17 protein-coding genes and 1 pseudogene are annotated in these 20717 nt (G+C 74.2%); 10 read left to right on the top strand and 8 right to left on the bottom strand.

The features are described from left to right. The coding region (locus tag ET526_RS19010) for a LytR C-terminal domain-containing protein (RefSeq protein ID WP_192898724.1) at positions 1-349 on the top strand (349 nt) is incomplete at its 5' end. Between the two features lie 11 nt (positions 350-360). On the opposite strand, the gene ET526_RS19005 is transcribed toward ET526_RS19010, so the two are convergent. Next, positions 361-1986 (bottom strand): ABC transporter substrate-binding protein, encoded by a 1626-nt coding sequence (locus ET526_RS19005; protein ID WP_135470233.1) that lies wholly within the window; start codon positions 1984-1986, stop codon positions 361-363. A gap of 271 nt (positions 1987-2257) precedes the next feature. Between ET526_RS19005 and ET526_RS19000 the strand changes: the two genes are divergently transcribed. Beyond that, complete coding sequence (locus ET526_RS19000; protein WP_135470231.1) at positions 2258-3499, top strand: ABC transporter substrate-binding protein; 1242 nt, start codon at positions 2258-2260, stop codon at positions 3497-3499. 43 nt (positions 3500-3542) lie between these two features. Here ET526_RS19000 and folE read toward each other — a convergent pair whose 3' ends face one another. Then, the gene (folE, locus tag ET526_RS18995; protein ID WP_204623714.1) at positions 3543-4157 is read right to left on the bottom strand and encodes a GTP cyclohydrolase I FolE; all 615 of its coding nucleotides are present in this window, start codon (positions 4155-4157) and stop codon (positions 3543-3545) included. Positions 4158-4237: 80 nt separating this feature from the next. Beyond that, positions 4238-5701 (bottom strand): NADP-dependent isocitrate dehydrogenase, encoded by a 1464-nt coding sequence (locus ET526_RS18990; protein ID WP_135470227.1) that lies wholly within the window; start codon positions 5699-5701, stop codon positions 4238-4240. A gap of 291 nt (positions 5702-5992) precedes the next feature. On the opposite strand from ET526_RS18990, the gene hrpB reads away from it, so the two are divergent. Continuing rightward, on the top strand, positions 5993-8473 hold the full coding sequence (gene hrpB / locus ET526_RS18985; protein WP_135470224.1) for an ATP-dependent helicase HrpB: 2481 nt from the start codon (positions 5993-5995) through the stop codon (positions 8471-8473). Positions 8474-8658: 185 nt separating this feature from the next. Here hrpB and ET526_RS18980 read toward each other — a convergent pair whose 3' ends face one another. The 4 genes from ET526_RS18980 to ET526_RS18965 all read right to left on the bottom strand — a co-directional run bounded on the left by ET526_RS18980 (position 8659) and on the right by ET526_RS18965 (position 11426). Beyond that, positions 8659-9423 carry an FkbM family methyltransferase gene (locus ET526_RS18980; RefSeq protein ID WP_135470222.1) on the bottom strand — a complete coding sequence of 255 codons (765 nt, stop codon included), beginning with the start codon at positions 9421-9423 and terminating at the stop codon, positions 8659-8661. Further along, a complete protein-coding gene (locus ET526_RS18975; RefSeq protein WP_135470220.1) occupies positions 9420-10313 on the bottom strand; it encodes a VOC family protein in 894 nt (297 codons plus the stop codon). The genes ET526_RS18980 and ET526_RS18975 overlap by 4 nt, the downstream gene beginning before the upstream one ends. After that, positions 10310-10981: a glutathione S-transferase family protein gene (locus ET526_RS18970; protein ID WP_135470217.1), complete on the bottom strand. Its 672-nt coding sequence runs from the start codon at positions 10979-10981 to the stop codon at positions 10310-10312. Before ET526_RS18970 ends, ET526_RS18975 begins: the two co-directional genes overlap by 4 nt. 67 nt (positions 10982-11048) lie before the next feature. Further along, entirely contained in the window at positions 11049-11426 is a 378-nt protein-coding gene (locus ET526_RS18965) for a hypothetical protein (RefSeq protein ID WP_135470215.1), read from the bottom strand. A 151-nt stretch (positions 11427-11577) separates the two neighbouring features. Here ET526_RS18965 and ET526_RS18960 point away from each other — a divergent pair, with 151 nt between their 5' ends. Together ET526_RS18960 and ET526_RS18955 are read left to right on the top strand one after the other, a co-directional pair. Beyond that, positions 11578-12909 carry an aspartate aminotransferase family protein gene (locus tag ET526_RS18960; RefSeq protein ID WP_135470213.1) on the top strand — a complete coding sequence of 444 codons (1332 nt, stop codon included), beginning with the start codon at positions 11578-11580 and terminating at the stop codon, positions 12907-12909. Between the two features lie 96 nt (positions 12910-13005). Continuing rightward, the gene (locus ET526_RS18955) at positions 13006-13989 is read left to right on the top strand and encodes a CobW family GTP-binding protein (RefSeq protein ID WP_135470211.1); all 984 of its coding nucleotides are present in this window, start codon (positions 13006-13008) and stop codon (positions 13987-13989) included. Positions 13990-14319: 330 nt separating this feature from the next. Here the strand turns inward: ET526_RS18955 and ET526_RS18945 are convergent, their stop codons facing one another. Further along, positions 14320-15453, bottom strand: a complete 1134-nt coding sequence (locus tag ET526_RS18945; RefSeq protein WP_135470209.1) for a serine hydrolase domain-containing protein — start codon at positions 15451-15453, stop codon at positions 14320-14322. 113 nt (positions 15454-15566) lie between these two features. Between ET526_RS18945 and ET526_RS18940 the strand changes: the two genes are divergently transcribed. The 5 genes and pseudogenes from ET526_RS18940 to ET526_RS18920 all read left to right on the top strand — a co-directional run bounded on the left by ET526_RS18940 (position 15567) and on the right by ET526_RS18920 (position 20706). Beyond that, the gene (locus tag ET526_RS18940) at positions 15567-16697 is read left to right on the top strand and encodes a YbfB/YjiJ family MFS transporter (protein WP_135470206.1); all 1131 of its coding nucleotides are present in this window, start codon (positions 15567-15569) and stop codon (positions 16695-16697) included. 27 nt (positions 16698-16724) lie between these two features. Then, positions 16725-17273: a sugar O-acetyltransferase gene (locus ET526_RS18935; RefSeq protein ID WP_135470204.1), complete on the top strand. Its 549-nt coding sequence runs from the start codon at positions 16725-16727 to the stop codon at positions 17271-17273. Between the two features lie 131 nt (positions 17274-17404). Further along, complete coding sequence (locus tag ET526_RS18930; RefSeq protein WP_135470201.1) at positions 17405-19345, top strand: DUF4139 domain-containing protein; 1941 nt, start codon at positions 17405-17407, stop codon at positions 19343-19345. Between the two features lie 6 nt (positions 19346-19351). Beyond that, positions 19352-20212, top strand: a complete 861-nt coding sequence (locus ET526_RS18925; protein WP_135470199.1) for a DMT family transporter — start codon at positions 19352-19354, stop codon at positions 20210-20212. 66 nt (positions 20213-20278) lie between these two features. Continuing rightward, positions 20279-20706: pseudogene (locus ET526_RS18920) on the top strand (hypothetical protein). The last annotated feature ends 11 nt before the right edge of the window (positions 20707-20717 follow it).

Genomic DNA, 20717 nt, shown 5'->3' with positions numbered 1-20717 from the left:
GGCTCCGGCGGCGCCGCCCCCGCCCGCCCCGGCGGCGGCCTCACCGCCCCGCCCGGCGGCCGCGACGCCGCGGGTGTTCGTGCATTACCGCGCCGGCTCCGACACGGCCCGCGAGGCCGCCGAGGCCGCGGCGCGAGCGCTGCGCGGCGGCGGCTTCCAGGTGACGGAGCTGCGCGGCGTTCCCGGCGTGCCCACGCAGCGCGTGGTGCGCTACTTCCACGACGACGACGCGGCCGCCGCCGCGCGGTTGGCTGGGCGCCTCGGCCGGGGCTGGGTGATCCAGGATTTCCGCGCCTACGAACCCTCACCGGCCCCTCAAACGCTGGAAGTGTGGCTCCCCGAGCGCTGAGCGGCGGCACGTCAGCGCATGCTGATAGGCGTCAAGTCCTGAAACCAGGACTGCGCCTGCACAAACCCCTGCACGCGCGGGCTCAGTGCGCGCGGGTTCATGTCATGCGCAACGAAGAGAAACAGGCGATCATCCACCAGCTTCTCGTGCAAGCGCTGCAGCAGCCGCTCTTGCGCGTCCGGATCGAAGGTGCCGTAGATGCGGTCCATCAATGCGTCGTAGTCAGGATCGCTAAAGTAACCCCAGTTGTTGGAGACCGGTGGCACCATGTCGGTCTTCAGGAAGCGAATGGCGAAAGTAAAGGGGTCGAACGCCCCGTAGGAGATGTTGATGGCGGAAACGCCGCGGTTCGAGGGCGCTTTTGCTCCTTCCCGCCAGATCCCGAGCAGGGCGTTCCACTCGATCACCTCGAAAGTGACTTCGATGCCAATGTCCTTCAGGTTCTGCTGCACAGCCTCGTTCATCGGCAAGGGTTGCATCTGCCCCGAACCGGAGGGAGAGATGGCGACGCGGGTGCGCAGCGGTCGGCGCTGCGAGAAGCCGGCCTCCTCCATCAGCCGCTTTGCCTCCGCAAAGTCTGTGCGCACCGGATCTTGTGGGGCGCCATGCCAGGGATGCCCAGGCGGCACCAGCCCTGCGCCCTCCACCATCATGCCGCCTAGCATGTTCTTCATTCCCTTGCGGTCTACCGCGAGGTTGGCGGCGCGACGGATGCGGATGTCACGCCAGGGCGAGCCCTCCACCATGCTGAAGTGCCAAGTCCAGTTGTGCGGGTACCGGTTTGAAACGATCTGGAAGCCGGCTTGGCGCAGAGACGCGATGGCGTCGGGGGGCGGGGCCTCGATGAAGTCCACCTGGTTCGACCGCAGTGCCGCGACCCGTGTGTTCGCCTCCGGCAGTGGCATTAGGACAAGGCGGTCGGTGCGGGGGATACGGTTCGGATCCCAGTAGTCGGGGTTGCGCACCATGACGCAGCGCTCTCGGATGGAGAAGCTTTCCAGCTTCCATGGACCGGTGCCTACGGCACGCTGCATGAAGCGGTCCCAATCCCGTCCTGCCGCCTCCCAGGCACCGCGGTGTGTGATGCCGACCCAGGTAAGGCCAAAAGGAACCAAGCTGTCGGGCCGGGTGGTCTCCAGGATGAAGGTATGCTCTCCCTCCGCGCGCCAAGCGGCGATCGTTGGCATGCGGATGCGTGCCTGGGCCGCGGCGCGCGGATCGAAATGCGGCGCGTCGGGACGGAAGGCACGGTCATAGGAGAAGACGACATCCTCTGCCGTCATCACTTTGCCATCGTGGAAACGCACACCCTCGCGGAGGGTGATGATCCAACGGCGTGGGTCCTCGGGGTCCACCTTCCAGGCAGTGGCCAAGCCAGGGCGCTGCACCGCGGGCACGTCGGCGCGCGAGAGGTCCCATTGCACGAGTTGGTCATAGAGTGTGATGCCCATGAAACGGTGGCCTTCGCCGCCCTGGTCCGGCACGCCATTGGCAAGCGGGACGGCGGAAGCGGTCATGCCGACCCTTAGAGTGGTGCCGGGCATAGTCTGTGCCAGCGCCAAGTCGTAAGGCAGGGCGGAGGCAGCGAGACCCCCGGCGCCGCGGAGCAGGTTCCGTCGACCGATGGTGAGGCTCATTGCGCGCGGTCTCCCGTTGCGTGCTTGCAGTAGGACTTGGCCAGGGATGGGCATCACAGGCTTCTCCTCCTGCAGAGGCCAAGCCAATGGCGAGCCTAGAAAATTGCACTGCTTATAGGCAAAAAAACAAAATAAGCTTAATTAAAGTGCAAAAGACTAGAAATTTGCCTACAAAATTCGCAGAAGGCCGCTGCGGTCAAACCCCTTCGCAGCCGGCCGGTCAACTGGTTAGGGTGCCTCCCCACATCTCCCACCAACCGGAGGAACGTCCATGCCGCTCTCCCGCCGTGCCCTGCTCGGCACCGCTGCCGCCCTGCCCTTTGCCGCCGCGCGCGCCCAGAGCCCGCAGGAGGTGATTCGTATCGGCGTCCTCACCGACCTCGCCGGCCCCTACCGCGACGTCACCGGCCCGGTCTCGGTCGCCTGCGTGCGCCAGGCGGTGGAGGAGTTCACGGCCGAGAATCCTGGGATCCGCGTCGAGGTCATCGCCGCCGACCACCAGAACAAGCCGGATGTCGGGCTGAACATCGTGCGCCAGTGGTTCGACACCCGCGGCGTGGATGTGGTGACCGATGTCGGCAACAGCGCCATCGCGCTCGGCATCAACCCGATCTGCGTCGAGCGCGACAAGGTGCACCTGAACGCCTCGGCCGCCACCTCCGACCTGACGGGACGGGCCTGCACGCCGAACACCATCCACTGGTCCTACGACACCTGGTGCTTCGCCAACACCTCCGGCACCGCGCTGACGCGCATGGGCGGCGACAGCTGGTACTTCATCACCGCCGACTACGCCTTCGGCCACGCCATCCAGCGCGATACCTCCCGCTTCATCGAGGCTGCCGGCGGGCGGGTGCTCGGCGCTTCCGCCTATCCCTTCCCGCAGACCACGGACTTCTCCGCCTTCCTGCTGCAGGCCCGCGCCTCCCGCGCCAAGGTGCTCGGCCTCGCCATGGCGGGCGACGACCTGGTGAACTGCGTGAAGCAGGCGCAGGAATTCGGCCTGACGCGCGGCAACAACCCGATGCGGCTGGCCGCGATCATCGGCTCCGTCACCGGCGTGATGGCGGCCGGGATGCAGACCATGCAAGGCATGTTCATCGCCGAGACCTTCTACTGGGATCAGGACGAGCGCACCCGCGCCTTCACCCGCCGCCTGCAGCAGCGCCAGCGCCTCGGCGAGACGGTGTTCCCCAACTACGTGCACGCCGGCAACTACTCCGGCGTGCTGCACTACCTGAAGGCGGTGAAGGAGCTCGGCGTAGCGCGCGCCAAGGCCTCGGGTCGGGAGGTGGTGGCGCTGATGAAGCGCATGCCGACCGACGATGACGCCTATGGCCAGGGTCGCGTGCGCGAGGACGGGCGGAAGATCCACCCGAGCCATCTCTACGAGGTGAAGCGCCCGGAGGAGAGCCGCTATCCGGGAGACGTGTACCGCCTTGCCGTCACCATCCCGGCAGAGGAGGCCTTCCGCCCTCTGAACGAGGGCGGCTGTCCGCTGGTGCAGGCCTGACCGCCCGGGCGGGCGCCGCCCGTGCCGGCGCCCGCCGCTGCCCTCAAGCTTGGCCCTTGATCAGCGCCAGCAGCTCGCGCCTGGTGTTCGCGTCATCGCGGAAGGCGCCGAGCATGCGGCTAGTGACCATCACCGTGCCGCTCTGGTGCACGCCGCGCGTGGTCATGCACTGGTGCTCGGATTCGATCACCACCGCGACACCCTTGGGCTGCAGCACCTCGTTGATGGTGTTGGCGATCTGCGCCGTCAGCTTCTCCTGGATCTGCAGCCGCTTGGCATAGGCCTCCACCACCCGCGCCAGCTTGGAGATGCCGACCACGCGGTGGTTCGGCAGGTAGGCGACATGGGCGCGGCCGAGGATCGGCACCATGTGGTGCTCGCAGTAGCTCTCGAGGCGGATGCCGCGCAGCAGCACGATCTCGTCGTAGCCCTCCACCTCCTCGAAGGTGCGCTCGAGCAGCGCCACGGGGTCCACGGCGTAGCCGGCGAAGAACTCCTCGTAGGCGCGGACCACGCGGGCGGGGGTGTCGCGCAGCCCCTCGCGCTCCGGGTCGTCGCCGGCCCAGAGCAGCAGGGTCCGCACCGCCGCCTCCGCCTCCTCCCGCGTCGGGCGGCGGGCGGGCTCCTCGCGGCGGTCGGGCAGGGGCGTGATGCTCATCCGGTCTTCTCCACTGCTGGCGGCGCGGGGAGGCATACCGCGCAACCGGGCCGGGTGGAACCGCCCGGCTCCGCGGCGGTTCAGCCCTCGCCCTGCGCTTTGGTGTAGGCGTCCGCCCCGTCGAAGCGCTGCAGCTTCTCGAGGTGCATCCAGCGGTGCTGGCGGCCGATGCGGGTGAGCAGATCGGTGATCTCCGCCACCGCGTCGCCCTTGGGCGGTTCCCGGAACAGGAAGCGGGCGCGGAAATGGTCCACGAGGAAGGTGTGGCCCGCCGCCTCCGGCCAGACCTGGGTGCCGCGGGAGGAGATCATCTTCAGCGTGAAGGCGCTGCCCTCGGCGGCCGCCTGCAGGGTGATGCCGATGGCGCGCGGGTCGCGCTCGCTCTCCACGAACACGTCCACCCCCACCAGCTCGCGCGTGGTGGCGGCCTTGTACCAGGTGATCTGCGGCCACTTCTTCAGCGCGATCGGGCGGTAGGCGCGCTGCGGCACCCTGTCGCTCTCGCGGCCGAGATTGGCGATCACGCGCTCCACATAGGCCGCGGTCGGCGCGCCCTCCCCCTCCGGGGCGATGTCGCCGGTGAGGTCCCGCCCCTCCTCCAGCGTCACGTAGAGCGCGTGCTCGATCCGCGCCGCCGTGTCGAAGTCGCCGATGTGGCGCAGCATCATCACCGCCGAGAGCAGCAGCGCCGTCGGGTTGGCCACGCCCTTGCCGGCGATGGCCGGCGCCGAGCCGTGCACCGCCTCGAACATCGCGCATTCGTCGCCGAGATTGGCGGAAGGGGCGACGCCGAGCCCGCCCACCAGCCCGGCGGCGAGGTCGGAGAGGATGTCGCCGTTCATGTTGGTCATGACCACGACGTCGAACTGCTCGGGGCGGATCACCATCTGGTGGGCGCAGTTGTCCACGATCATGTGCTCGTGGACCAGCTCCGGGTACTCGGCCAGCACCTGCTCGCCGACCCGCTTCATCATTCCCTCGGTCAGCTTCATGATGTTGGCCTTGGTGCTGACCGTCACCTTGCGCCGCCCCTCCGCCACCGCAAGGCAGGCGGCGAGGCGGGCGATGCGCTCGCACCCCACCTCGGTGATCAGCTTCAGGCACTGCGCCACGCCCGGGGTCTGCATGTGCTCGATGCCGGCGTAGAGGTCCTCCACGTTCTCGCGCACCACCACGAAGTCGATCCCCCGGCCGCTGAAGGGGGTGCGGATGCCGGGCAGCTCCCGCACCGGGCGGATGTTGCCGTACATCTCGAACACCTTGCGCAGCGTCACGTTGGCCGACTTCTCGCCGTGGCCGACGGGGGTCTCGAGCGGCCCCTTCAGCACCACGCCGGTGCGGGCGATGGACTCCAGCGTCTCCTGCGGCGCGCCGGAGGCGATGCCCTTGCGGAAGGCCTCGGCGCCGGCCACCGCCTCCTCCCACTCCACCCGCGCGCCGGCGGCGGCGAGCACCTGCTGGGTGGCGCGCATCACCTCCGGCCCGATCCCGTCCCCGGGAATGGCGGTGACCCTGACCTTGCTGGCGACGGGAAGCGCGTCCATGGGCATCGATCCGTCCTCTCCGGGGCCACGTCCGGGCGCGCGGCGCGGCCCCCTCTCGGTTGTCCGCGGGGCGGGCCGCGCGCCCGGCCGGTTGCCGCCGGGGGCGATCCCTCCATTGCGGTGCCGCATATGGCCCGGGGGGCGCCGCCGCGGTAGCCCCCGGCGCCGCCTCCGCCCCCGGGCATTCCCCGTTCGCCCCGGCCCACGGCACATGCCCGGCCTCCCGATGGGCGGCCCTTTTCGCCCGTCCGGGCGATTCCACCGGAACGGGATCTGCCCTATGCCCTGCCCATGCTCCCCGAACTTCCGGTGACCGAGGCGCTGCCCGCCCTGGCCGCGGCGCTGCGCGAGGGGGCGGGGGCCGTGCTGGTCGCTCCGCCCGGCGCCGGCAAGACCACCCTCGTTCCCCTGGCGCTGAAGGACGAGCCCTGGGCCGCGGGCGGCAGGCTGCTGGTGCTGGAGCCGCGCCGCGTCGCCGCCCGCGCCGCCGCCCGCCGCATGGCCGGGCTGCTGGGCGAGCCGCTCGGCGCCACCATCGGCCTCGCCACCCGCCTCGATCGCGTCGTTTCGCCGGCGACGCGCGTGGAGGTGGTGACGGAGGGGTTGCTGGTGCGCCGGCTGCAGGCCGATCCGGGGCTCGAGGGCGTCACCGCCGTGCTGTTCGACGAGGCGCATGAGCGCAACCTCGACACCGACCTCGCCCTCGCCCTCTGCCTCGACCTGCAGCGCGCGCTCAGGCCGGAGCTGCGACTGCTGGCGATGTCCGCCACCCTCGACGGCGCCGCCTTCGCCGGGCTGATGGGCGGCGTGCCGGTGGTGGAGAGCCTCGGCCGCGCCCACCCCGTCGCCATCGAGCACCGCCCCCGCGACCTGGCCGATGCGCGCGACCTGCCGGAGGCGATGGCCGCCGCCATCCGCGCCGCGCTGCGCGCCCATCCGGGCGACCTGCTCGCCTTCCTGCCCGGCTGGGGGGAGATCCGCCGCACCGCCGAGCGGCTTGCCGGACTCGACGCGGAGGTGCTGCCGCTGCATGGCGAGCTGCCGCCGGCCGAGCAGGACCGCGCGCTCTCCCCCTCCGCGCGGCGCAAGGTGGTGCTGGCGACCTCGATCGCCGAGACCTCGCTCACCGTGCCGGGCGTGCGCATCGTGGTGGATGGCGGCTTCCGCCGCGCCCCGCGCCTCGACCCCGCCACGGGCCTCACCCGCCTCGCCACGGTGCGGATCAGCAAGGCGGCGGCGGAGCAGCGCGCCGGCCGCGCCGGCCGCACCGCCCCCGGCCTCGCCATCCGCCTCTGGACCGAGGCGCTGCACCGCGGCCTCGCGCCCCAGGACCGGCCGGAGATCCTGGAGGCGGAGCTTTCCGGCCTGCTGCTGGACTGCGCCGCCTGGGGCGCCGAACCCGCCGCGCTGCCCTTCCTCGACCCCCCGCCGGCCGGCGCGCTCGCCGCCGCCCAGGCCCTGCTGCGCGACCTCGACGCGCTGGACGAGGCGGGGCGGATCACGCCCATGGGGCGGCGCATGGCCCGCCTCGGCGCCCATCCCCGCCTGGCGCGGATGCTCGCCGCGGCGGAGACGCCGGGAGAGAGGGCGCTCGCCGCCGACCTTGCCGCGCTGCTGGAGGAGCGCGACCCGATCCGGCCATCCGCCTCCGCGCGCGACGCGGCGCCGAGCGACATCCGCCTCCGCCTCGACCTGCTGCATGGCGGCGACCATCCGGGCCTCGATCGCGGCGCGCTGCAACGCATCCGCCGCGCCGCAGCGCTGCACCGGCGCCGTCTCGGCCTGCACGGCACGACGGCACCCGCCGGCGATGCCGGGGCGCTGCTCGCCGCCGGCTTCCCGGACCGGATCGCGGCGCGGCGCGGGGTGATGGACGGTGCCTTCCGCCTCGCCTCGGGGCAGGGGGCGCGGCTGCCCGCCACCGACCCGCTGGCGAAGGCGCCGCTGCTGGCGGTGGCCGACCTGGCGCTGCAGGGGACGGAGGCGCGCATCCGCATGGCCGCGCCGCTGGACCGCGCGGTGCTGGAGGCGCGCTTCCCCGACCGCTTCCGGCGCGAGGCCGGGGTGGCCTTCGACGCCCGCGCCGGCGCCGTGCTGGCGCGGCGGCGCCTGCGCTTCGGCCCGCTGGTGCTGGAGGAGGCGCCGCTCCCCGATCCGGATCCCGCCACCATGGCCGCCGCCCTTGCCGCCGCGGCGGCGGAGCGCGGGCTGCGCGACCTGCCCTGGACCGAGGCTGCGCGCCAGCTCCAGGCGCGGGTGGGATGGATGCGGCGCGTCGAGGGCGAGGACTGGCCCGACCTCTCCGACGCCGCCCTGGTCGCGACGGCGCAGGCATGGCTGGCGCCGCACCTGCACGGGCTCTCCCGCCTCGCCGACCTCGCCGGGCTCGACCTGCATGCCATCCTGGCCGGGATGCTGGGCTGGGAGCGGCGCCGGCGGCTGGACGCGGCGCTGCCCGCGCGCCTCGCCCTGCCGGCGGGGCGCAGCGCCGCGGTGGACTATGCGCGCGACCCGCCGACGCTGGAGGCGCGGGCGCAGCACCTCTACGGCTTGGCCGGGCTGCCGCCACTCGCGGAGGGGCGGGTGCCCCTGCAGGTGGCGCTGCTCTCCCCCGCCGGACGGCCGATTGCGCTCACCGGCGATCTGGCGGGGTTCTGGAAGGGCGGCTGGCAGGAGGCGCGGAAGGAGATGCGCGGGCGCTATCCGAAGCACCACTGGCCGGAGGACCCGGCCGGCGCCGCGCCCGATCCGCCGCGCCCGGCCCGCGGCTGACGGCCTACCGGGGGGCGGACCGCCCATTCCCCGGGTCCGCTTCCACCCGGCTGCGCTCGCGTAGACCGCCCTGGTGTTCTCGGCGCGGCCTCACGCGTCCGGCCGGAAACGGCCGGGAGCGTGACTCTGCTCTACGAACAATGGGCTGGAGCCGTTTCCGCGTTCATGGCCGAGTGGAAACGGCTCTAGGCCATGATCCGCCCCGGCTCCAGGCTGGCATAGACGTCGCCGGAATTCGCCTCGGCCGGCAGGGCCGCGATCCAGCCCGACATCGCCGCCGCATCCAGGGGCAGGGGGTGCGCGAATGCCATGCCCTCGCCGAGGCAGGCGTTGAAGGCGCGGTAGCCGAGCGCGGCGAGGCGGCGCAGCGCCGCCTCCGCCACCGCGCGCTGGATGGTGGTGAACTCGAAGGACAGGGCGCGGGGAGCGAAGGAGAGGCCGGCCAGCGCTTCCGCCTCGTAGCCCTCGACGTCGATCTTGACGAAGTCGGGCCGCCCGTGCGCCGCCGCCAGCGCATCCAGCGTGGTGACGGGCAGGGAGAGGGCCGCGTCCCAGCGCTGCCCCTCCCAGCCCGGCGCGCCCTCGGCGGCGGCGAGGAAGGCGGGACTGGCAGAGGCGACGGTCGGGTTGGCGGTGTTCAGCCGCAGCACCGCCTCGCCCTCCGCCGCCCCGACCAGGGCGGCGACCCGCGCCACGCCCGGATCGCGGCCGAACAGCAGCCGCAGCAGCCGGGCGAGGCGCGGCTGCGGCTCCACCGCCACCACCCGGGCGCCGAGGCGGCGGAAGCTCGCCGTGCGGTCGCCGACATGGGCGCCGATGTCGAAGGCGAGATCCCCGGGGGAGAGGAAGCGCCGGTGGAAAGCGTCCAGCCGCGCGGCGCGCCCGGGCGGGTAGTAGAGGCGGAGCGAGCGGCCGATCGCCCGCGCCTCCGGCGCGAGGCGGGGGGTCACGGCGCGAAGACCACCGCCGCGCCCGCCGCGTGCTCGGGCGGCACCATCAGCCCCTCCGGCGCCTCCACCGCCGGGATGCCCTCCGCCGCCAGCAGGCGCCGGGCCGCGGCGTTGCCGTCCGCCGTGCGCACCACCATGCCGGCGATGAAGGGAAGGGAAGGGATGGTCACGCCGGGCAGCACCCGGGGCAGGGCGGCGGGCTCCAGGATGCGGACGGTGGTGCGCAGCTCGGGCGAGAACGGCCCCGCCGCCCCCTCGGCGCCGGGCAGGGGCAGGAGGAAGCCGCCCGCCGGGTCGGGTTCCAGCGGCAGGCCGGCGAGGCGGGAGAGGCGCGCCGCCGTCTCGGCGGCCGGATCGGCGACCAGGATCGCGCCGATCAGCGCCTCCGCCCGGTTGGCATGGCCCATCCAGCGCGGATTCCAGACCAGCTCCGGCGTCAGGTGGCGGATGAGCTGCAGCCTGCCCTCGGGCGCATCCGGCAGTGGCAGCCGGGCGAAGCGTGCGGTGGGACCGCCCGGCTCCACCGGGCGCTCGAGATGGGCGATGCCGGGCAGGTCCACCCCGCCGGCGCGCAGCCGCGCCAGGTTCGCCTGCTCGTCCTGCATGGCGAGGGCGAGGATGTGCAGGCCGGGATGGCGGGCGAGGAAGCGGTCGAGCCCGTTGGCGAAGCGGCCGGGATCCACCACCGCGATCAGCTCGATGTAGCCGTGGCGGAGGAAGGCGCAGCGGTTCGCCGTGCCGAAGGCCTCCACCGGCGCCCCGGGCGCGCGCCGCCCGCTCTGCCGCGCCATGGGGGAGAGGGCGAAGCCGAGCCGCTCATAGGTCAGGGCCAGGGCGTCGAGGTCGTGCCCCGCCACCCCCACATGGTCGAGCGCGACGGCCGCGCTCATGCCGGGCCGCCCCGGCCCGACGGGTTCTCGTACTTGTCGAGCAGCCAGGCGTCCGGCTCGGCCAGCGCCTCGGCGTACCAGCGCGCCACCAGCGGGTGGGTGCGCACGGCGGCGACGTAGTCGCGCGTGTCGGCGGCGATCTCCGGCCGCCAGGTGAGGAAGCGGGTGACCACGGGGGCGTACATGGCGTCCGCCAGGCCGAAGCGCGGTCCGAACAGGAAGGGGCCACCGGAGGCGGCGCGCGCCTCGCGCCAGATCGCCTCGATGCGGGCGATGTCGGCAAGCGCCTCCGGCGTGCGGCCGCCGCCGGGGAATTCGCGCCCGAGATTCATCGGCATGGCCTGGCGCAGGGCGCGGAAGCCGGCATGCATCTCCGCCGCGACGGAGCGGGCCTGGGCGCGCAGCACGCGGTCCTCGGGCCAGAGGCCGGGCGCCTGCTCGGCGCAGTACTCGGCGATGGCGATGCTCTCCCACACCCGGGCGCCGCGGTGCTCCAGATAGGGCACCAGCCCGGCGGGCGTGGCGGCGCGGATCGCCGGCGTGCCGTCCGCGCCCATCGGGATCACCTGCTCCTCCACCTCGAGGCCGGCCAGCCGCACCGCCAGCCAGCCGCGCAGGCTCCAGGAGGAGTAGCGCCTGTTGCCGATGACCAGCCGACCCTCCGCCATGCCCGCGCCCTCCTTCCCGGCCGGGCGGCACATTGCCACGCCCGGCGCGGCCGGCGAAGGCCGCGCCTCAGCGCAGCGGCGGGCCGAACAGAAGGGCCTCGAGCAGCAGCACCGACATGCCCGCGGCGTTGATCGCCCAGCCGACGGTCAGCCAGCGCGCCATCCAGGTCAGCGCCTCGCGCGGGATGCCGAGGGGGGCGGGGTTCTCGATGTTCTCGGCGCAGCGCCAGATCGAGACCAGGATCCAGACGGTGTAGGCGGCGCCGAGGGCGATGCCGGCGAGCGCCCAGCCGAGCCCCGCCAGGCCGAGCAGCGGCGGCCCCGCCACCAGCAGGGCGAGCACGACGCTGCCCGCGACTCCCCAGCCCCAGTAGAGCGGCGCCAGCCTGCCCTGACCGTGCCAGTAGCGCAGGAGCGGGTTGGCGATTGCCGGGCTGGCGGCCATTCCGACCTCCTCCGGGGGCGCGGCGCCCCCGAGCCTGTTCCCGGCCACGCTACGCCCGGGCGGAGGGGGGGAGGGACAGAATTCCGTGAGCGGGGGCGCTTGCCCGGCGGGCCGGGCGGGTGTTCCCTGGCCGGCGAGCCCGGAGGCCCCGATGAACGAGATTTCCATCCCGCGCCCCAACAACCTCGACGCGTTCTGGATGCCCTTCACCGACAACAAGTACTTCAAGGGCACGCCGCGCCTGCTCGCCCGCGCCGAGGGCATGTCCTACTTCACCCCCGAGGGGCGGGAGGTGCTGGACGGCACCGCCGGACTCTGGTGCTGCAACGCCGGCCACGGGCGGCGGGAGATCGTGGAGGCGATCCAGCGCCAGGCGGCGGTGATGGATTTCGCGCCGACCTTCCAGCTCGGCCATCCCGTCGCCTTCGAGGCCGCGGCGCGGCTGGCCGAGATCCTGCCCGCGGGGCTCGACCGCGTCTTCTTCACCAACTCCGGCAGCGAGAGCGCGGACACGGCGCTGAAGATTGCGCTCGCCTACCACAAGGCGCGCGGCGAAGGGACGCGGGTGCGGCTGATCGGGCGGGAGCGCGGCTATCACGGCGTCGGCTTCGGCGGCATGTCGGTGGGCGGCATCGGGCCGAACCGCAAGCAGTTCGGCGCCCTGCTGCCCTATGTGGACCACCTGCCGCACACCCACGGCCTCGGGGAGAACCTGTTCGCGCGCGGGGAGCCGGAGCACGGCGCCCACCTCGCCGACGCGCTGGAGGGGCTGGTCGCGCTGCACGGCGCCGAGACCATCGCCGCGGTGATGGTGGAGCCGGTGGCGGGCTCCACGGGGGTGCTGGTGCCGCCGCGCGGCTACCTCAGGCGCCTGCGCGAGATCTGCGACCGGCACGGCATCCTGCTGATCTTCGACGAGGTGATCACCGGGTTCGGCCGCCTCGGCGCCAATTTCGGCGCCGAGCGCCTGGGCGTGACGCCGGACATCCTCACCATGGCCAAGGGGCTGACCAACGCCGCGGTGCCGATGGGCGCGGTGGCGGTGCGCGGCGGCATCTACGACGCCATCGTGGGCGGCACGCCCTCGGGGATCGAGCTGTTCCACGGCTACACCTATTCCGGCCACCCGCTGGCGGCGGCGGCGGCGATCGCCACCCTCGACCTGCACCGGGCCGAGGACCTGCCCGGCCGCGCCCGCGCGATCGAGCCCTACTGGCAGGAGGCGGCGCACGGCCTGCGCGGCCTGCCCAACGTGATCGACATCCGCGACATCGGCCTGATCGCGGGCATCGAGCTGGCGCCGCGCCCGGGAAAGCCGACCCAGCGCGCGCTCGACATCTTCCGCCGCTGCTTCGACGCCGGCGTGCTGATCCGCGTCACCGGCGACATCGTGGCGCTCTCCCCGCCGCTGATCGTCGAGCGCGCGCAGGTGGACCGGATCTTCGGCACCCTCGCCGACGCCATCCGGGCCGAGGCGGCCTGAGGCAGGCGGGCGGCGCCCCCGTGCCAGGGTGCCGGGGCGCCGCCATATAGGGGGCGAGGGCGGGGCCCCGCCCACGCATCCAGGAGCATGACACCCATGAGCGAGACGACGCGCGAGCCCGTGCCCGTCACCGTGCTGACCGGCTACCTCGGCGCCGGCAAGACCACGCTGCTGAACCGCATCCTGTCCGAGAACCACGGCAAGAAGTTCGCCGTGGTGATCAACGAGTTCGGGGAGCTCGGCGTGGACAACGACCTCGTCGTGGATGCCGACGAGGAGGTGTTCGAGATGAACAACGGCTGCATCTGCTGCACCGTGCGCGGCGACCTGATCCGCATCATCGGCGGTCTGATGAAGCGGCGCGACCGCTTCGACGGCATCATCGTCGAGACCACGGGCCTCGCCGACCCCGCGCCGGTGGCGCAGACCTTCTTCGCCGACGAGGACGTGAAGCGCGCCACCAGGCTCGACGCCATCGTCACCGTGGTGGACGCCAAGCACCTGCCGGCGCGGCTGAAGGACAGCCCCGAGGCGGAGGAGCAGATCGCCTTCGCCGACATCGTCGTGCTGAACAAGATGGACCTGGTGACCGAGGCGGAGGCCGCGGAGGTGGAGCGCCGCATCCGCGCCATCAACCCCCATGCCGAGATCCGCCGCAGCGTCAGGTCCGACGTGCCGATCGAGAGCGTGGTCGGCCGCGACGCCTTCAACCTCTCCCGCATCCTGGAGCGCGAGCCGGAATTCCTCGAGGGCGAGAACGAGCACGAGCACGACAGCGAGGTGATGTCGGTGAGCTTCGAGGTCTCCCGCCCCATCGACCCGGAGCGGTTCAACGCCTGGATCAGCCAGCTTCTCGCCCAGAAGGGCCAGGACCTGCTGCGCACCAAGGGCATCCTGCACTACGCCGGCGACGACCGCCGCTTCGCCTTCCAGGCGGTGCACATGATCGCCGATGGCGACTTCATCGGCCCGTGGCGGGAGGGCGAGCCGCGGAAGTCGCGCATCGTGTTCATCGGCCGCGACCTGAACCGCCCGCAGCTCCGCCGCGGCTTCGAGAGCTGCCAGGTGGACGCGGACTGAGGACGGGCCGGAAGGGCGCCGGCGTGTTCTGCCCGGGCACGGCCGGCGGCCCCTGCGCGCACGCGCGCCCGACAGCCGCCGGAACACGCCTGCCCTCATCCGGCCGCGGAAGCGGATGTGGGCCGCGTTCCACGCGCCGCGCCTCGGCGGCAGGCCCCGCCACGGGCTGCCGGCCCGCGCGGTCCGCGACGTCCCCATCGGGCGCCAGCCGGAGCAGATCGCTCCATCCGGAGCCCGGGCCACGCCTCGTCCGGCCCGCGAGCCCCGGATCCCGACAGGCCCCGGAGCAGATCCCGTTCAGGCGGACCCGCCTGAGCGGGTGAAGAGGCCCTAGGCCAGCGGCAGGATCGCCGCGTGCGCCATCGTGCTCAGCATGTCCATGCGCCGGTCGTGGAATTCCTCCTCCTGGCGGCAGTTGGAAAGGAAGGCGAAGGAGACGCCGCTCTCCGGATCGGCCCAGCAGTAGGAGGAGCCGACGCCGCCATGGCCGAAGGTGCGCGGATGGGCGATGGCGCCGAGCCCTCGCGCCACCGGCGTCTCGCCGCGCGAATGCGGCCCGAGGCCGCGATGCATCGGCAGGTTCACGTACTCGTCCACGCGCTCGCCGGTGAAGTTGCGGGTGGCGAAGGCGATCATGCGCGGCGAGAGCACGCGCGCGCCGCCGAGGACCCCGCCCTGGAGCAGCATCTGGTAGAACGCCGCCATGCCGCGCGCCGTGGCGTAGCCGCCCCCGCCCGGAATGCCGGCGGCGCGGCCGGCCGGGGTGCATTCCGGCAGACGCGGCGCGAACCTCCCCTCCACCGGCGGGTCGTAGATGCAGGCGGCGCGGTCCTGCTGCGCCTCCGGCAGCCCGACGAATACCTCCTCGCCGAGCCCGAGCAGAGCGAGCAGCCGCTCGCGCAGGAAGACGCGGAAATCCTGGCCGGTGACCGCCTCGATCAGCACCGCCGCCACCCAGTGGGCGGAGGCGGGGTGGTATCGCACCTTCGAGCCCGGCGTCCATTCCAGCGTGAAGCCGCACACCGTCCGGCGCAGCAGCGCGTGGTCCTCCCAGCACGCCTCCGGCACCACCGCCGAGGGGAAGCCGCCCTGGTGGGTGAGGAGCTGCAGCACCGTCACGCCGCCCTTGCCGTTGGCGGCGAATTCCGGGACGTGCCGCGCGATGGTGTCGGAGAAGCGCAGCAGCCCCTCCTCCACCAGCATCCACACCGCGGCGGCGGTGATCACCTTGGTGTTGGAGTAGATCAGGAACAGGCTCCGCGCATCCGCCGGCACGTCGGGTTCGAGCCGCGCCCTGCCGAAGCTGCGGAACAGCGCCAGCCTGCCATGGCGCGCCACCGCTACCTGCGCTCCGGGGTGGCGGCCCTCGGCGATGTGGCGCTCGATGGTGGCGCAGAGCCGCTCCAGCGGCCGCGGATCGAGGCCGAGCGCCTCGGGGTTCGACTCGGGCAGCGGAAAGGCCATGGCGTTGCTCCCTGCTCCGCGCCGTGGCGCGCGGGCCGGGGCGGAGCCTACCAGCCCGCGCCGCGGCCGCCACCCGGTGGCGATGGGCGGAGACCCGGCGGTAGGATGCGCCGGTGCGTCCCTCCTTCCTCCGCCCGGCGCTGGCCGGCGCCGCCGCGACCTGTTCGGGCAACGGCTTCGCGCGCTTCGCCTACGTGCCGCTGTTCCCGGCCATGGTCACCGCGGGCTGGGTGGATGGCGGCGAGGCCGGGCTGCTCGGCGCCGCCGCGCTGCTCGGCTACCTGGTGGGGACGCTCGGTGGCCGGGCCCTGGCGCGGCGGCTCTCCGTGCCTGGCGCGCTCGACTGCGGCATGGCGCTGGTCGTGGTCTCGCTTGCCGCCTGCGCGTGGAACGGCGGCTTCTGGTGGTTCATGCTGTGGCGCACCCTCGCCGGGGTGGCGGGCGGGGTGCTGATGGCGCTGGCCGGCCCGGCGACGCAGGCGAGCGTCCCGCCGGCCCTGCGCGGCGTGGCGGGGGGTGTGGTGATCGCCGGCGTCGGCATCGGCATCGCCGCCGGGGCGCTGGCGGTGCCGGCGCTGCTCGCGGCGGGGCTCGCCGCCGCCTGGCTCGGCGTCGCGGCGCTGGTGCTGCTGCTCTGGGGCTTCGCGCATCCGCGCTGGCCGGACATGCCGCTCTCCGGCGCGGCGGCGCTGCGTCCGCCGCGGGCGCCGCTGCTGCTGCTGGCCTACGGGCTGCACGGCGCGGGCATGGTGCCGCCGATGGTCTACCTCGCCGACCTCGCGGCGCGGGGCCGGGGCCTCGGCGTCGGCATCGGCGCGGCGATCTGGTTGGCCTTCGGCCTGGCGGGCATCGCCGGGGGCGTGCTGAGCGGGCGGGTCGCCGACCGGCTCGGCGCGCTGCCGACGCTGCTGCTGTGGCTCGTGGTGCAGGTCGCGGCGCTGGCGCTGGCGCTGCCGCCCGTCCCGGCGCTGGTGCTGCCCTCCGCGGCCCTGGCCGGCTTCGCGGCGATGGGGGTGACGACGGTGACGCTCGCCGTCACGCGCGAGCTGGCGGCGGCGCAGGCGCCCGGGCTCTGGGTGCGCTGCACCGCCGCCTTCGCCGTGGTGCAGACGGTGGTGGGCTTCGCCCTCGCCGGGCTGTTCGCCGCGACGGCGGAGAGCCACGCGGCGGTGTTCGGCGCCGGGCTGCTGTTCTCGCTCGCCGCGCTCGGCGCGGCGGCGGCGCTGGCGCGGCGCCGCGCGTGACGCGCCGCGGACGGGGGAAGGAGAAGGATGCCCACCGAGAAGGAGAAGATGCTGGCCGGGGCGCTCTACGACCCCGCCGCCCCGGAGATCCAGGCGGAGCTGGAGGCGACGCACCGCTGGCTCGCGCGCTACAACGCCGCCCTCGGCATGACGGCCGCAGAGCGGCGCGGACTGCTGCTGGAACGCCTCGCCGAGGTCGGTGAGGGCGCGGCGATCCGCCCGCCCTTCCACTGCGACTACGGCTTCAACATCCGCCTGGGCGCGGGCGCGTTCCTGAACTTCAACTGCGTCATCCTCGACGTGGTGGAGGTCTCGATCGGCGCGCGCGCGCAGATCGGCCCGGGCGTGCAGATCCTGGCGGCGGACCATCCGCGCGACCCGGAGGGGCGGGCCTCCGGCCTGGAATTCGGACGGCCGGTGCGGATCGGGCGCAATGTCTGGATCGGGGCCGGGGCGATCATCCTGCCCGGCGTCACCATCGGCGACGACGCGCTGATCGGCGCGGGCAGCGTGGTCACGCGCGATGTACCGGCGGGCGCGACCGCCTTCGGCAACCCGGCGCGGCTGCGGGGATGACGCGGCGCCGCGCGGCCATCCGCCGCTGCGGATCGGGCGCTCCCGATCAGGCGGCCGCTTCGCCGCTCCGGCGGTTCCGCCTCCGCGGATCAGGCGCTAGCCTCGGCCGGCCTTCCTGCCGTGGGTCCTCCATGCGCCGTCTCCTCCTGCCGCTCCTCCTGCCGCTGCCCGTCCTGGCGGCGGAGCTGCCGGTGCGCAGCGTCACCCTCTCCAGCGCCGGTCTGATGCAGGTCGAGCGCGCCGGCATGCTGCCGCCCGAGGCCCCCGTCACCCTCGCCGTGCCCGCCGCGGATGTGGACGACGTGCTCAAGAGCCTCCTCATCCGCGATCCCGCCGGCACGGTGCGGGGCCTGCGCCTGCCGGCGCAGGACCTGGCGGCGGAGGCGTTCCGCGGCCTGCCGCTGCGCCCGGAGGATTTCGACAGCCGCGCCGCGCTGCTGCGCGCGCTGCGCGGCCAGGCGGTGGAGGCGGGCGGCGTCACCGGACGGCTCGCCGATGCCGCGGAGGGCGAGCAGGGGCTCGGCCTCTCCCTCCTCACGCCGGAGGGGCTGCGCCTCCTGGTGCTGCGCGAGGGCGAGGCGGTGCGCCTCGCCGATCCCGACCTCGCCGCCCGGGTCGCGCGCGCCGCCGAGGCGCTGGCGGCGGCGCGGAGCGAGGATTGGCGGGAGATCGAGATTCGCCTCGCCGGCGCGGCGGCGCCGCGCGAGGTGGCAGTCGTCACGGTGACGCCGGCGCCGCTGTGGAAGCCCTCCTGGCGGCTGCTGCTGCCGGAGGGGGCGGGGCAGGCGCGGCTGCAGGGCTGGGCGGTGGTGGAGAACCGCTCCGGCGCCGACTGGGAGGGGGTGCGGATCACCCTCGTCTCCGACAGCCCCGCCGCCTACCGCCAACCCCTCTACGCCCCGATCGAGGTGCCGCGGCCGGAGGTGCCGGTGCGCATGGCGGAGACGATCGAATCCCGCCCCGATCCCGGCCCGCTCCCGCCGCCCCCGGCGGTGCCTCGGCCCCGCGCGCCCGTCCGCGCCGCCGCCGCGACGCTTGCCGCGGTGGCGGAGGCCGCGCCCAGCGCCTCGCCCGGCCGTGTCGCCTTCACCCTGCCCGAGCCGGCTAGGTTGCGCAGCGGCGAGACGGCGAACCTGCCCTTCCTCGACGCCGCGCTGCCCGCCGAGCGCCTGTGGTGGGTGCAGGACATGGCGGCGCCGCACCCCCTGCAGGCGGCGCGGCTGGCGAACACCACCGGCCATGTCCTGCCCGGCGGCCTCGCCACCCTCTATGCCGCGGAGACCGGCGCCTGGCTCGGCGACGCCGAGATCCTCGCCATGGCGCCGGGAGAGGCGCGGCTGCTCGCCTTCGCCCGCGACCGCGAGGTGCGCCTTGCCGCCGCCAGCGGCGCCGAGGAGGTGCCCGCGGGCGTCTCCTTCCGCCGCGGCGCCGTGCTGGTCGCCACGCTGCGGCGGGAGGAGGCGGCGCTCGCCGTGGATCCGCGCGGGCGCGCCGGGCGGCTGGTGGTGGACCTGCCCCGCCGCCCCGGCCTCGACCCGCGCTTCCCGGTGGCCGCCGAGGGCGAGTTCGGCCTGCGCCACGAGGCGGTGCTGGACGGCGCGCCGCGGACGCTGCGCTTCGCCTGGGAGCAGGAGGGGCGGGAGGAGATCCCGCTCTGGGATCCCGGCCTCGGCGACCCGCTGCTGCTGCGCTGGCGCGCGCTCGACCCCGAGCAGGCGCTGCCCCGCCTGCCCGGCGGTGCCGGTGCGCTGGAGAGGCTGCGCGAGCTGCTCGGGCGGCTGCCGCCCGGGGCGCCCGGGGGGAGCGAGCTTGCCGCGCTGGTCGAGGAGCTCGGTGCGGCGCGGCGGCTGCTGGACGCGGCGCGGGCCGCCATCCGCCGCCATGCCATCGCCGAGGAGGCGCTGCGCCGCGCCCGCGAGGCGGTGGAGGACCGCAGCGGCCCGGCGCGGGAGGAGGCGCGCCGCGCCCTGAACGCCGCCTCGCTGGAAGCCGAGCGCGCCGGCGCGGCGGCGGATGCCGCCTGGGATGCGTGGCGCCAGGCGGTGCAGGCGGTGCTGGCACGCACCGGCTGAGCGGGCATGGGGGCGGACCCGGCGCTGGTCGCTCTCGCCCTCGCCTCCGCCTTCTGCTTCGCGGCGGGGCTGGTGCTGGCGCGGCGCGGGCTGCGCCACCTGCCGCCGCTCCGGGGCGCCTGCGTCAGCGTGCCGGCGACGGCGCTGCTGCTGCTCGCCCTCGCCCCGGCGCGGCTCGACCTCGCCGCCTGGCATCCGGGCGGGGCGGCGGTGTTCGCGCTGGTGGGCTGCCTGTTCCCGGCCGCCGTCACCCTGCTGACCTTCGAAGCCAACCGCCGCATCGGGCCGAACCTGACCGGCGCGCTTGGCAACCTGGCGCCGCTCTTCGCCGTGCTGCTCGCCTTCCTCGCGCTCGGCGAGGTGCCACGGCCGGGGCAGCTTGCGGCGATCGGCGTGATCGTGCTCGGCGTCGCGGTGCTGTTCGGCGGCTGGGAGGTGTCGCGCGCGCTCGGCTGGGCGCTGGCGCTGCCGCTGCTCGCGGCGCTGGTGCGCGGGCTGGCGCAGCCGGCGGTGCGGCACGGCCTCGGGCTGTGGCCCGACCCCTTTGCGGCGGCGCTGATCGGCTATCTCGTCTCCGCCGCGCTGCTGCTCGGTATCGGCGCCGCGCGCGGGGCGCTCGGGCCGGCGCCGCTGCCCGGCCTGCTCTGGTTTGTCGCGGTCGGGCTGTGCAACGGGCTCGCGGTGCTGACGATGTATGCCGCCCTCGCGCGCGGGCCGGTGGCGGTGGTGGCGCCGCTGGTCGCCTGCTACCCGGTGGTGACGCTGCTGCTGAGCGTACCCGTGCTCGGCCGCCATGTGCTGACGCCGCGCGCTGCGGCGGGGGTGGCGCTGACGGTGGCGGGGGTGGCGGCGCTGCTCGGGGCGTGAGCCGGGGCGGGTGAGGATGCTCGCACATTAACAGTGGGCGACCAGATCCGGCGCGGTCGCGGATGCATGGCGCGTCCCCTTGTGCCTGATGACCTCCGAGCAGCGCTTGAGCCGCTGCTGCCGCCCGCGCAGGCGCAGCCGAAGGATGGGCAGCCGCCGGTGCCGGACCGTGCGGCCCCGACCCACCCCCGCAGGCCGGGTGGCAGCCCGGCAAGCTGTAAACGGACAAAAGCCACGACCATCGCTCCTGCCAAGACGACTGCCGCCACGGCATCATGCCCTGCACCGCTTGGCGCGGCGTCGAGGACAGCCGCAGGCTCGGGCGGTGCCGCTGGAAGGCCGAGCGGCTGGCCAGGATGGCCCGCCTCCGACGCCTCGCCATCCGCTACGAAGGGCGCGAGGACATCCATCTCGGCTTCACCCTCGCCGCCGCCCTCATCTGCCTGAAGCCGATCAGGCGGTTCTGTTGGGCATTTGCTCTGTTGAAACCCTGAGATGCCGCAGG

Source organism: Crenalkalicoccus roseus (assembly GCF_004761865.1).
GTDB lineage: Bacteria > Pseudomonadota > Alphaproteobacteria > Acetobacterales > Acetobacteraceae > Crenalkalicoccus > Crenalkalicoccus roseus.
This window is presented reverse-complemented; position numbering and strand designations above follow the sequence as displayed.

Coding starts and splice junctions, on each gene's coding strand:
- ET526_RS19005 (WP_135470233.1), bottom strand. CDS start 1,986: ATGAGCCTCACCATCGGTCGACGGAACCTGCTCCGCGGCGCCGGGGGT.
- ET526_RS19000 (WP_135470231.1), top strand. CDS start 2,258: ATGCCGCTCTCCCGCCGTGCCCTGCTCGGCACCGCTGCCGCCCTGCCC.
- folE (WP_204623714.1), bottom strand. CDS start 4,157: ATGAGCATCACGCCCCTGCCCGACCGCCGCGAGGAGCCCGCCCGCCGC.
- ET526_RS18990 (WP_135470227.1), bottom strand. CDS start 5,701: ATGGACGCGCTTCCCGTCGCCAGCAAGGTCAGGGTCACCGCCATTCCC.
- hrpB (WP_135470224.1), top strand. CDS start 5,993: ATGCTCCCCGAACTTCCGGTGACCGAGGCGCTGCCCGCCCTGGCCGCG.
- ET526_RS18975 (WP_135470220.1), bottom strand. CDS start 10,313: ATGAGCGCGGCCGTCGCGCTCGACCATGTGGGGGTGGCGGGGCACGAC.
- ET526_RS18970 (WP_135470217.1), bottom strand. CDS start 10,981: ATGGCGGAGGGTCGGCTGGTCATCGGCAACAGGCGCTACTCCTCCTGG.
- ET526_RS18965 (WP_135470215.1), bottom strand. CDS start 11,426: ATGGCCGCCAGCCCGGCAATCGCCAACCCGCTCCTGCGCTACTGGCAC.
- ET526_RS18960 (WP_135470213.1), top strand. CDS start 11,578: ATGAACGAGATTTCCATCCCGCGCCCCAACAACCTCGACGCGTTCTGG.
- ET526_RS18955 (WP_135470211.1), top strand. CDS start 13,006: ATGAGCGAGACGACGCGCGAGCCCGTGCCCGTCACCGTGCTGACCGGC.
- ET526_RS18945 (WP_135470209.1), bottom strand. CDS start 15,453: ATGGCCTTTCCGCTGCCCGAGTCGAACCCCGAGGCGCTCGGCCTCGAT.
- ET526_RS18935 (WP_135470204.1), top strand. CDS start 16,725: ATGCCCACCGAGAAGGAGAAGATGCTGGCCGGGGCGCTCTACGACCCC.
- ET526_RS18930 (WP_135470201.1), top strand. CDS start 17,405: ATGCGCCGTCTCCTCCTGCCGCTCCTCCTGCCGCTGCCCGTCCTGGCG.
- ET526_RS18925 (WP_135470199.1), top strand. CDS start 19,352: ATGGGGGCGGACCCGGCGCTGGTCGCTCTCGCCCTCGCCTCCGCCTTC.